Genomic DNA, 11,795 nt, shown 5'->3' with positions numbered 1-11,795 from the left:
GCCTATCGGCACCCCCCTTATCAAGGGGGATCCCCCCGCCTATCGGCACCCCCCTTATCAAGGGGGATCCCCCCGCCTATCGGCACCCCCCTTATCAAGGGGGATCCCCCCGCCTATCGGCACCCCCCTTATCAAGGGGGGCAGGGGGGATCGAACCCAAAATCTATCTTCTATTTAATTATAACCACTTATTTACCACAGACAAAAAAGGGTTATTTTAACGGTTCGGGAATACTATCGGAAGGAGCTTCAAACTGTCCGGTAATAACGTATTCTAGACGCAATTTCAGCCAAGTAATAAACTGTTGATTGAGAGAAACAATTGCCGCTGCTGGTTGGGGAGTTTTCTTTTTGATATCGGCAAAAGCGGGAGTATCTAAAAAAGCTGGATTGGCAATTAACCAAAAATCAATTTCTTGACCTTTTTCTTGATAATTCCTGATTCTTTCCTTCAAAACTTCCTTTTCGATCGCTTCTTCTTCTAAAAACTTTTGACTGGCTACCAAATAATAATAAGTTGTCATCATCTTTCCTTTAATTTTTCAGTGTAATTGTTCGTTAGTCGGGAGATTAGCTGATAGCTGATGGCTTTTACAATTGTCCACGCATAGCCAATTTCATTTCCCTAACAGCCCGTTCCAACCCGACCAAAACCGCACGACTGATAATTGTGTGACCAATGTTCAATTCTTCCATATTGGGCAAACAGGCGACATCATAAACATTCCAATAGGTCAAACCGTGACCAGCATTCACCCGCAAACCCAGAGAGGAAGCGTATTCACAACCTTCTTTAAGAATTGTTAACGATGCTTGACGATCGCTCTCCTGTTGTGCTTCGGCGTATTGACCGGTATGGAGTTCGATAAATTTCGCCCCCGTATTAGCGGCCGCTTGAATTTGGGCAAAATCGGCATCAATAAACCAACTAACGGGGATATTAGCCGCTTGCAGGCGCTCTACAACCCGACAAAAACGGTCAAAATTGCCCAGCATATCGATTCCCCCTTCCGTGGTCACTTCCTGGCGCTTTTCGGGGACAAGGGTGACATAATCGGGTTTAATATCGAGAGCAATGGCGATCATTTCCTCCGTCGGGGCCATTTCCAGATTCAGATGAGTCCGCACCGTTTGCCGGAGAATCCGCACATCGCGATCTTGGATATGACGACGATCCTCGCGCAAGTGAACGGTAATGCCATCAGCACCACCGATTTCGGCCAAAACTGCCGCCGCCACGGGATCCGGTTCCACGGTGCGGCGCGCTTGGCGAATTGTGGCCACATGGTCGATATTGACACCCAAAGTCAGCAAAGTTGAACCTCCTTGTTTGTTAGTCCAACTTTCCATCTTACCATTGCCGTCAAAAGCGATTACATACTGGGGATATTTAAACCACTGGTCAGTTCTTCCATTTTGCTGCGCATGGTTTCCGTGGAGGCACTATAGGCGACTTTCATGGCTTCTAGAATAGACCCAGCCACAATCTCCAGATCTTGGGAGAGGAGAGAAGGGTCGATTTCAATACCCCGGGGTTCTTGGTTGCCACTGAGATAGACTGTCACCAAGCCATTTTCACTCTGGCCGGGAATTTCCATATTTTCCAGTTCTTCTTGCAGAACTTTGGCCCCTTGTTGCACCTGTTGCGCTTTTTGGAAAGCGTCTTGTAGTTCTTTAATCTTACCGAGACCGAATCCGAATCCTTGTCCTTGTGCCATGATGTTTTTTTTGTTTAAGGGGTCACTCAAGGTTTTTATTGTACTGCTTAAGGTGAACTGGGGTCAACTTTTGGCCATTTGAGGGCAAAAAGTGATTATTGACAACGATGACTTTCTGACTGGGTTAAGGTTTGAGGGAACTTGTTCTCTCTTCATCCGTCACGGGATGGTCAGAAAGAGAAATCCGAAAAATTATCCTAACCACTCAGTCGATTACCCCACGCCATAATACAATTGTTGCTTTGACGAGGAGAATAGCAATTTTGAACGCCAAAAAAACGGGAATTTTCTTGACAATTGCCCTAAGTTGTGCTTTAGCGGGGAAAGCGGCGATCGCTAATACTTCCCCTTTGGAGGGGACTCGATGGAAACTAAGGGGGTGGACAGCCGGAAGTTTGGTCAAAGAAACGGAAATTACTGCCGCTTTCCAGAAAAATATCCTCAGTGGTTCGGCCGGATGCAACCAGTATAATACCGGCTATCAAGTCAATAATGGCACGTTCCAGATCAACCAAGCGATCGCTACTACGAAAAAAGCTTGTCCGGAACCGCAGATGAAACAAGAAAATCAATATCTGGCCGCCTTGCAAGGAGTGGAACAATTCCAAGTGACAGCTAAAGGCGATTTACAATTATTTTATCGTACTCCCGAAGGTTTAGGAATCCTCACTTTTACCCCCGCACCGACCACCACGCGCACGGAAAAGACAATTTATATCAATTCTAGGAAACAACCCTGTAGCCAAGGCCCAACCAAAGACTGTTTACAGATTCGAGAAAAACCAGAGGAAAACTGGAGATTGTTCGCCAATAGTATCGATGGATTTGATTATAAACCAGGATTTTTATATCAAATTAAAGTTAGCGTTGAAACCGTCTCCAATCCAGCTAATAATCAAAATTCGGAAACATGGAAGCTATTAGAAGTTATTAGCCAAACCCCAGAAAAAGAGACTCCGCGAGCTTGGTTTGATCGACCATTAACTAATTGGAATAAAGCCAAGGCACCTATCCCCAAATCTCCCGTTAAAACCGTGATTGATAACCAGTGTCGTGAACAGGTTCGTCCGGCAATTACTGCCAATGATCAAGCGCTTAATAAAGCAGGATGGTTACTGTACGGGTCCGTGCAAACCTATGGTAAAACTAGCATTATTTCGGCCATGAGTGGAGTGGATGGAATGTGCCGACCGATGGGTTATCAAGACTTTGTTTTTGTCGATGGTAAATTCGCTGGCACTCTTTCCCCGCGACCGATGGATTCTCGCGCTGATGGGGCATCTCAGAGAATTGTTTTACAAAATAGCGATCGAATTATTGTGGTTTTTAATCGCTATAAAGACACGGATCCTCTCTGTTGTCCCTCCCAATTAAGTCGCGTTATTTATCAAATCGAAACAGTCAGCGGAGTGCCAGTTGTTGTTCCCAAAGAAGCGGAAACAGAAGCGGTGAGAAACTAATTCAGTTATCAGTTATCAGTTATCAGTTATCAGTGAGATAGGGAGATAGGGAGATAGGGAGATAGGGAGAAAAAGACTGGCAGCTAAGTGGGTGGGTGGAATTAAATATAAGATGAACGTAGGTTGGGTTGAAGCATGAAACCCAACGCCCGATTATGTTACGCTACCGCTAACCCATCCTACAAATAATTGTGCCTCCCTACTTAATAGCTTCCTTTTTTATTATATCTCCCGCAAAATTGAGTTTTTAATCGCAGACTTGCTCTTAAAGTCCTTAATTTAAGGATTTTTCCAGAAAAAGATCGCTTTTCTACTGCCAGGAAATAATCTATTTCTTTCTGCTTCTCCTGACTCGGAGAATACTGGCTCGGAGACTCCTCACTTAACGGAAGATTTTTGATTTATGCAGCAGGTTTAGTGATTAGGCACTGATACTAGATAAGTAGTTATAGAATTCTAATAACTCCTCATTAGTTAGCAGTAAACGGGACTTTTTGCCATAGGTAGAAATCAGGTATTCCCGACCTTTTTCTGTGGTCCAAGCTAATCGTTTCATCTCCACATCAATTTTAGTTTTAAGAACTGAATAATCGATTTCTTCAGGAATAACAACAACTGGTTCTGGTTCTGGGGGTTCTTCTTCGGTTAAACTCGCTTCTTCTGGCAATTCTGATAATAAGGAGTAATTATCGGTTTCCATTTCTAATAATAAAGGCTCTGGTTCTGGTAAAGGAATATCCTTAACTTGGGGTAATTCCGGTTCAATTTTAGCTGGGGGAATATCCTTAACTTGGGGTAATTCCGGTTCAATTTTAGCTGGGGGAATATCCTTAACTTGGGGTAATTCCGGTTCAATTTTAGCTTCAGGACGAGGTATTTCAGTCACTTTAGCCGTTTTGGTCGATTTTTTGGCACTAGCGACGGGTTTAGGTAAATCTTCTGGTAGAGAAATATTATTGGGGCTGACTTTTTCCACAAGCTGGAGATCGGGGGTGTTTTCAGCCTCTAAAAGCAGTAAAGCTCGTTCTCTGGCTCTATCTTCCGCTATTTCCACCGTATCTGCCGCCGCTAAACCTGTAACGACCGTTTTTCCTTCAATTTCGACGATCGCTTTCACAATATACTTGCCGTGATCGATTTGAACTAACTCACTAATCAGGGCAACTTGGGGGTAACGTTGGCGTAACTTTTGCAACATGGTGACTTTTTCGAGTTCTTTTGTACTTATATGAGAATACTCTATCGTAATTCTGGAAAAATGTAGCAAGTTCTTGCTAAGATTAAAGGTTAGATAAAATTTTCAGTCCTAGGACTAGCCTTGCCCACAGTAACAAGATTCTACTAGGCTGAAGCTTCTGCCAGAAAGACTAGCGATCGCCGAAGAGTTTGTCAGTGTTCGCTATTGGCTTATCCTAAGGAAGGATTCGATAATTCTCAAGGTAGGTTCGGGTGTTCGATGCTTGGTCAGTTTACCTTCACTGTCACCACCAGCGATCGCAATTACCCCGACAGAGATAATCTCTCGAGTCAATAGTTTAAATCAATCTTCCCATTATTAAGTATTTAAACTTAATTATTCACGATTCCGTCAGTGTCTTGTAAGTAAGGATTATTGTCAGATGGACTTCTCGATCGCCACACTCCTCTCTCATCTTAGTGATGATAAATTAGCTACGGGTAAACTTCTCGAAAAAAAACTGGGATGCGAAGACGATCCCGAAAGCTGCGAAAAATTGCAAGTGATTCTCGATGCTTTGGAACGTCTGGGAATGGTTGTCAAAGAACGCGGGCGCTATCGTCGTGTGATCGAGGAAAATGTCGTAGAAGCAAAGCTGCGCTGTTCCAGTAAAGAATTTTGCTTTGCTATCCAAGATATCGAAGATGCTGATGACATCTACGTCTCGAAAAATCATCTAAGTAACGCTTGGAATGGCGATCGAGTTTTAGTCAAAATCATCCGCGAGGGAACCCGTCGTCGTTCCCCAGAGGGAGAGGTGAGATTAATTCTCGAACGAGCTAACCCTTCGCTTCTAGCGCAAGTAAAACAGGAAAATGAGCGGTTTGTGGCGGTTCCCCTGGATGATCGCCTGAAATTTACCCTTAATCTCCTCGAAAACGGTCAAAATCTCCAAGAAAACATCGATCACCTCGTTCATGTTTCCGTCCTCCGTTATCCCCTAGGGGAAATGCCTCCCATCGGTAAAGTTACTCGTGTTCTCGGTTCCACGGCCGAGGCCGCTGCCGACACCGATATCGTCTCCTGTAAACACGATCTACCCCATAATTTTCCGCCGGAAGCCCTCGAAATTGCCGATAATTTAGCGTATTTCTTCGATAGTGGCGAAAAAGAACAACTGCGAGATTTAACCCAATTTTTCACTTTTACCATCGAAGATGACAACCCCCTGGATTATCCCCCGATCATTGAAAATGCCTTTTCTTTAGAGAAAATCAACCAAAATCGCTGGCGAGTCGCCATTCATATCAGCGATGTGGCCCGTTACATTGAACGGGGCGGATTATTGGATAAAGTTGCCAAAAAACGGGGAACTGCCGTCTATTTAGGCGAAAAAGTGCTGCCATTAGTCCCGGCTGCCGTTACCAGTCGTTGTTCCCTGTCACCGCAAGAACAGCGCCCCGCTATTTCTATCCTCGTCACCCTCGATGACAAGGGGGAGCTAGTGGAGTACGAAATCACCCGCAGCCTCATCCAAGTGGATCAACATTTTACCTATCAACAGGTGCGCGATCTGCTCAGTGAAGAAGATAGCGAAGCTGCCCCCACCGATACCGTTGAAACCCTGAAAGATTTATTTTTCAGCGTTTGCCCCACCCTAAAATCCCAACGTCTGCAGCGGGGTAGTTTTGATATTCAATTAGACAAAATCTCCCCCTACAAAGACGAAGGACGGGGGGGGACTGTTCTCGCTTCTAATAATTTACCGGCCCGCTCTTTACTGACAGAAGTGGCAATTTTAGCCGGCAAAGTTGTCGCCGAACATTTACAGGCCTTAAAATTGCCCTGTATCTACTGCGGACAATCGGAACCGGATTGGGATGAATTGGAGGATTTACTCAAATTAGCCAATAATTTAGGGGCAGAATTAAATTTAACTGCCGAGGAGGAGATTAAACCCAATGACTATCAAAATCTCACCCGCACTTTTTCCGCCTCCACATCGGTGAAAGTCCTCAATTATCTCCTGCAAGAAACTCTCAAATTAGTTAGATATAGCAGCCATCCTTTACACCATTTTGGTTTGGCCTATCCTGGCAATTACACCCACTGTCTCTCACCCCTGCAAAGATATGCCGATCTTTGGGTACAACGGGTGTTAAAAATCCTATTAACAGAGGGGAAAGATCGCCGCAGCAAAATCGTCAAAGTCGGGGTTAATTTGGGCAGTAATAGCTGTCATGGACAGATTCATTGGAATATTCTACCGAGCCAAATTCAGGAGGAGTTGGAAGAAGAAAGCCACCTAATTGTTTCCCATCTCAATGATCGCTCAAAAATTGCTGAAGATGCGGAAAAAGACCTAGAAGGATTGAAAAAAGCCGAGAAAATGAAAGAAAGAATGGGTCAAGTTTTTCGCGGCTTAATTACTGGTGTACAATCCTATGGTTTCTTCGTGGAAATTTCCGATTTATTAGTGGAGGGTTTGGTCCATGTTTCTTCTCTCAAGGATGATTGGTACGAATATCGCGCTCGTCATAGCTGTTTGGTAGGACGGAAAAATCGCGTTGCCTATCGTCTCGGTGATGAGGTAGAAGTGGAAGTAAAAGATGTAGACTATTATCGTCAGCAAATCGATCTAGTTACGGTTAGCGGTGGCAGTTCAGCAAGTTATGACGACTTAGAAGAAGATTAATTATGAATCAACCAACCACCGAAAAAATCGGGAAACCCCGCTTTATTCTGCCCTTTTTATGCGGTATTTTTCTATTTTTAACTGGCTGTGTCCGTTACGATGTGGGCATTAATTTTCCCCACCAACACCACGGGGAAATTATTCAACATATCACCCTCGGACAACGCTTAACCAGTCTCAGTCAAACCGAAGCCACTAAATGGTTAAATAGTATCGAACAGAGGGCAAAATTACTTAAGGGGAAAACCGCTCCTATTTCCGAACGAGAAATAATTGTGACTATTCCCTTTAGTAATAGTCAGGAATTAGAGGAAAAATTTAATCAATTTTTTGATCCTAGTTCTTCCTTTAAAATCAAAAATTCCGCTAATACCGATGATATAAAGTTACTGCAACTAGACTCAAAACTGGCAGTTACAGAACGAGATTGGTTCTTTTTGACTCAGAAAAACTTAAAATTAACCGTTGATTTGCGGGCTTTAGGTGTACTTTCTGAACAGGGAAATATTATCGTTAGCCCCGGTTCTTTAGTCGATATCGACTTCGCTTTAAAGACTCCCTTCGCTGGTCAAAATATTGAAGATGACTCAGGATTAAATCCCCCGGTAGAACAAGTTGACAATCAGTTAATTTGGCATTTAAAACCGGGAGAAATTAACACCATTGCGGCAGCTTTTTGGCTTCCTAACTATTTAGGTATCGGCACAATAGTTATTGTTTTAATAACAGGTTTTGCCTATTACTTGAAATATAAACGCTTGCCCGGTGTATCCCCATCGACTTAAATTGAGATGGCAAGTAAGTAGTTAGGTGTTAAAAACTGTCAGACACCCCCCTTATCAAGGGTAGGGTTGATTCATGAATCAACCCTACCTTGAATCAACCCTACCTTGAATCAACCCTACCTTGAATCAACCCTACCTTGAATCAACCCTAGGATTAAGGGGGTATCCATCTTCAATTTAATTATAACCAGCTACTTATTGACCAAAATTTAATGATCAATGAGGGGAAAATTAGCCAACTCTAAAACTGATCTAAAAATTGGCCCGCAATAGGGAAAATCTTGGCTAGGATCAAACCATAGTCATAATTGAGACTAGACGGGTTTCCCTTTTTACTTCAACACTGGCAATTACAGTTATGGTTAGCAATATTCCCTTTTCTATCCCCGAACATAGCCTCGATCGAGATTGTACCACCCTCTCTCGTCACGTCCTGCAACAACTACAAAGCTTTTCCCCCGACGCGCAGGATTTAAGCGCAATTATGAGTCGGATTGCCCTAGCGGGGAAATTAATTGCCCGTCGTCTCAGCAAAGCGGGATTAATGGCGGATGTACTAGGTTTTACTGGAGAAACCAACGTCCAAGGGGAATCAGTCAAGAAAATGGACGTTTTTGCCAATGAAGTATTTATCTCGGTTTTTAAGCAAAGTGGTTTAGTTTGCCGTCTTGCTTCCGAGGAAATGGATAAACCCTATTATATCCCAGAAAACTGTCCCATCGGTCGCTATACCCTACTCTACGACCCGATCGATGGTTCTTCCAATGTGGATATTAACCTAAATGTGGGTTCGATTTTTGCCATCCGTCAACAGGAAGGCAATGATTTAGACGGAGAGGCGCGGGATTTACTGCAAAATGGTCGTCAACAAATCGCCGCCGGTTATATTCTCTATGGACCCTCAACTATTTTAGTTTACTCGATCGGTCGCGGTGTTCATGCCTTTGTCCTTGACCCCAGTTTAGGGGAATTTATCCTTGCCCAAGAGAATATTATTATCCCCGATCACGGTCCGATTTATAGTACCAATGAGGGCAATTTTTGGCAGTGGGATGAGGCAATTCGCGACTATACTCGTTATGTCCACCGTCATGATGGTTACACGGCCCGTTACAGTGGGGCATTAGTGGGAGATATCCATCGAATTTTAATGCAGGGTGGAGTTTTTCTCTATCCAGGTACTGTTAAAAATCCCCAGGGAAAATTGCGCTTAATTTATGAAACTGCCCCCCTTGCTTTTTTAATTGAACAGGCAGGAGGTAAAGCTAGTGATGGTGTGACAAATCTTTTAGATATCGTTCCCGATAAATTACACTACCGCACACCTTTAGTGATCGGTAGTGTCGAAGATGTCAAATTGGTGGAGTCTTTTATCGCTGATCGCCGTCATCGCGATCGAGTTTAACTTATAGTTTTATTTAGCGATTAGGAAGCCAGATATTTTCCCTATCTTCTAACTGTTTTACGGTTTTATACCTAGTCTATCAGCAGTCAGCATATCCCTCACCACTCTCCCCGATATGGAAATTCAACGGGTCATCTTAAATAACATCGGGCTATTTGAAAAGCTGGAAATTTCCTTGGCGCCTACAGAGCAAAACCCAAGCAAAATTACCGTTTTTGTTGGTAATAACGGGGCTGGTAAAACTGCTATACTAAAAGCATTAGCAACTTCTCTTAGTTGGTTTACTGCTCGTTTACTTACAGAAAAAGGGAGTGGTAATCCTATTTCTGAAGATGCCATATTTAATACTGCTAATGCTGGCAGCATTGAAATCGAAGTCTGGGATTCCTCCAAATCATTAAACAATCCCGATCAAAGCGAGATTGACCATTATTTCAGATGGATTCTTGCCAAAAATAGAAAAGGACGTAAAGCCCAATATAATAGCAACCTTAATGACTGTACGCGCTTGGCCAATCGTTATCGTGATGCCCTCACCCATGATGACAAAACTAGCCTACCCCTAATTGCGTTTTATCCTGTCGAGCGTGTCGTACTCGATATTCCACTAAAAATTAGGACTAAGCATACCTTTTTGCAATTGGACGGTTATGATAACTCCTTAAGTCAGGGCGTTGACTTTCGCCGCTTTTTTGAATGGTTCCGAGAACGGGAAGATACCGAAAATGAATCAGGAGTTCCTGAAGACGTTCTCAACCAACTAAGACCAATAATGGCTGAAACCAATCAAGACGTATGGCGATGGTTAAATGAACGCAATGCCTCAGCTAAAGATCGGCAATTAACAGCAGTTCGCACCGCCATTGGCCGATTTATGCCCCATATGGATAACCTTAGAGTCCGTCGTAAACCTCGTCTCTACATGGCAGTGGACAAAAATGGTGAAACCCTCAACGTCGCCCAACTTTCACAAGGCGAAAAATCCCTAATGGCTCTCGTTGGTGATATTGCCCGCCGTCTAGCCATGCTGAACCCTGCCTTAGAAAATCCTTTAGCAGGTGATGGTATCGTTTTGATTGATGAAGTCGATTTGCATCTACATCCCTCTTGGCAACGTCGCCTCTGCGAGCGCCTGACCGAAACTTTCCCAAATTGTCAGTTTGTGCTGACAACCCATTCACCTCTAGTGATCAGTGATTGTAAAAATGTTTTGATCTACACTTTAGCTAATGGCGAATTGCGACAGTTACCATCTCAATATGGGCAAGATGCTAATACTGTCTTATTAGATGTCATGAATACCAGCATTCGTAATGAGAAAATTGATACTGAATTGAACGATCTGCTAGATGCCATACAAGATTCAAAGCTAACCGAGGCTCAACAATTGCTGGCAGAATTAAGTGAGGAACTACCTGCCAATCATCTCGAATTGGTCAAAGCAAAACTACTGCTCCGTAAACAAGAATTGCGTCATGGGAACCATTAGTAAAGGGGCTGAACCTTATGCGAACCATTAGTAAAGGGGCTGAACCTTGTTGTTTAAAAGCTTGGAAAAGGAAGAACCCTCATGGGGCATACGATGATTTAGATAAAACAGAAGAAGGGAAAGTCGTTCGGGCAAAGATTCGAGACTATGCTCTTAATGAGCAGTTTTATCTTTGTGCCTATTGCTGCCAGCGAATCGAAAAAATTAATGCTTGCCATAATGAGCATATAGAAGCTCAAAAGCTAAATCCTAAACGTACGCTCGACTTTTCAAATATTGTTGCTAGTTGTAATACCCCTAATCAATGCGGTGATGCACATAAATCTCAACACCTACCCCTAACTCCCCTGATGACAGAATGTGAAACAGAACTGCGATTCAAAATTAGTGGTCGGGTAGAAGGATTGAGCGATCGGGCAGCTGTCACGATTCGAGTTTTAAATTTGGGTGACCATGAAAAAAATAACCGTGCTTTGATCGAAACACGGAAGCAGTTGTCTAATGTTTTATTATGGGAAAATGGCATAAATCCAGATGACGGCTTAGAGGATGATGAAATATTAAATATATTAATCGATGACCTATCACAACCTCAGCAAGATCAAATGGAACCTTTCACTCCAGTAGTAATTAATATCTTGAGAAGTTGGCTCCAAGCTTAAGAGCAACCCTCTTGATAAATATGCTCTAAATTAAAACCTAAAACAGACAAATAACAACTGAAATGCAACGGACGGTTAAAAGAAGTAAGGCTCACCAGAATTCAAAAAAGCAATTTTAATAAAAAAAGCTTTTTGCTTTGTTAGATTCCAGACTATTTAAGGGTTTAGGCTGATTTAAACTACTAATTTGCTATAACCAGTCTAGGAGAGCCAGAAAAGTTCAGGGATGGGATTAAAAGAGTGATTGTAATTCTGGACTCTACCTGACAGGGGGACAAGCTGGCTGAACTCCTTACAGCACAAGCTTTTTGGGGTGTTCGAGCGAAAAAGTTCGATGCAGCTCACCCCCCGTTGTTGATAAAGATTTCTAGTAAGCTCGCCCAAATCCCTGATTCTCTCGTTAG

Annotated in this window: 10 protein-coding genes; 6 read left to right on the top strand and 4 right to left on the bottom strand. The window is 43.2% G+C overall.

Annotated elements, in window-relative coordinates; all coding sequences use genetic code 11:
• Positions 1-212: 212 nt before the first annotated feature.
• The 3 genes from IM456_RS05930 to IM456_RS05920 all read right to left on the bottom strand — a co-directional run bounded on the left by IM456_RS05930 (position 213) and on the right by IM456_RS05920 (position 1,718).
• Positions 213-524, bottom strand: a complete 312-nt coding sequence (locus IM456_RS05930) for an MgPME-cyclase complex family protein (protein WP_002797828.1) — start codon at positions 522-524, stop codon at positions 213-215.
• A 67-nt stretch (positions 525-591) separates the two neighbouring features.
• Positions 592-1,314 carry a pyridoxine 5'-phosphate synthase gene (locus IM456_RS05925; RefSeq protein ID WP_216645721.1) on the bottom strand — a complete coding sequence of 241 codons (723 nt, stop codon included), beginning with the start codon at positions 1,312-1,314 and terminating at the stop codon, positions 592-594.
• 59 nt (positions 1,315-1,373) lie between these two features.
• Positions 1,374-1,718, bottom strand: coding sequence for a YbaB/EbfC family nucleoid-associated protein (locus IM456_RS05920; RefSeq protein ID WP_149987929.1), 345 nt, complete (start codon positions 1,716-1,718; stop codon positions 1,374-1,376).
• 263 nt (positions 1,719-1,981) lie between these two features.
• Between IM456_RS05920 and IM456_RS05915 the strand changes: the two genes are divergently transcribed.
• A complete protein-coding gene (locus IM456_RS05915; protein ID WP_287692313.1) occupies positions 1,982-3,178 on the top strand; it encodes a DUF4377 domain-containing protein in 1,197 nt (398 codons plus the stop codon).
• Between the two features lie 421 nt (positions 3,179-3,599).
• Here the strand turns inward: IM456_RS05915 and IM456_RS05910 are convergent, their stop codons facing one another.
• Positions 3,600-4,376: a slr1353 family protein gene (locus tag IM456_RS05910; protein WP_287692311.1), complete on the bottom strand. Its 777-nt coding sequence runs from the start codon at positions 4,374-4,376 to the stop codon at positions 3,600-3,602.
• 421 nt (positions 4,377-4,797) lie between these two features.
• On the opposite strand from IM456_RS05910, the gene IM456_RS05905 reads away from it, so the two are divergent.
• The 5 genes from IM456_RS05905 (at position 4,798) to IM456_RS05885 (ending at position 11,391) form a co-directional block, all read left to right on the top strand.
• Complete coding sequence (locus tag IM456_RS05905) at positions 4,798-7,050, top strand: ribonuclease R family protein (protein ID WP_287692309.1); 2,253 nt, start codon at positions 4,798-4,800, stop codon at positions 7,048-7,050.
• 2 nt (positions 7,051-7,052) lie between these two features.
• A complete protein-coding gene (locus tag IM456_RS05900; protein ID WP_149987926.1) occupies positions 7,053-7,835 on the top strand; it encodes a DUF3153 domain-containing protein in 783 nt (260 codons plus the stop codon).
• A gap of 358 nt (positions 7,836-8,193) precedes the next feature.
• Positions 8,194-9,240 (top strand): class 1 fructose-bisphosphatase, encoded by a 1,047-nt coding sequence (gene fbp / locus IM456_RS05895; RefSeq protein WP_002801107.1) that lies wholly within the window; start codon positions 8,194-8,196, stop codon positions 9,238-9,240.
• Positions 9,241-9,355: 115 nt separating this feature from the next.
• Entirely contained in the window at positions 9,356-10,729 is a 1,374-nt protein-coding gene (locus tag IM456_RS05890) for an AAA family ATPase (RefSeq protein ID WP_287692306.1), read from the top strand.
• Between the two features lie 17 nt (positions 10,730-10,746).
• Entirely contained in the window at positions 10,747-11,391 is a 645-nt protein-coding gene (locus IM456_RS05885) for an HNH endonuclease family protein (RefSeq protein WP_012265534.1), read from the top strand.
• Positions 11,392-11,795: the final 404 nt, after the last annotated feature.

The sequence above is a fragment of the Microcystis sp. M079S1 genome (assembly GCF_020246425.1).
GTDB lineage: Bacteria > Cyanobacteriota > Cyanobacteriia > Cyanobacteriales > Microcystaceae > Microcystis > Microcystis aeruginosa.
The sequence above is the reverse complement of the archived record's forward strand: the minus strand, read 5'-3'. Positions and strand labels throughout refer to the sequence as shown.

Coding starts and splice junctions, on each gene's coding strand:
- IM456_RS05930 (WP_002797828.1), bottom strand. CDS start 524: ATGACAACTTATTATTATTTGGTAGCCAGTCAAAAGTTTTTAGAAGAA.
- fbp (WP_002801107.1), top strand. CDS start 8,194: ATGGTTAGCAATATTCCCTTTTCTATCCCCGAACATAGCCTCGATCGA.
- IM456_RS05900 (WP_149987926.1), top strand. CDS start 7,053: ATGAATCAACCAACCACCGAAAAAATCGGGAAACCCCGCTTTATTCTG.
- IM456_RS05890 (WP_287692306.1), top strand. CDS start 9,356: ATGGAAATTCAACGGGTCATCTTAAATAACATCGGGCTATTTGAAAAG.
- IM456_RS05885 (WP_012265534.1), top strand. CDS start 10,747: ATGCGAACCATTAGTAAAGGGGCTGAACCTTGTTGTTTAAAAGCTTGG.
- IM456_RS05910 (WP_287692311.1), bottom strand. CDS start 4,376: ATGTTGCAAAAGTTACGCCAACGTTACCCCCAAGTTGCCCTGATTAGT.
- IM456_RS05905 (WP_287692309.1), top strand. CDS start 4,798: ATGGACTTCTCGATCGCCACACTCCTCTCTCATCTTAGTGATGATAAA.
- IM456_RS05920 (WP_149987929.1), bottom strand. CDS start 1,718: ATGGCACAAGGACAAGGATTCGGATTCGGTCTCGGTAAGATTAAAGAA.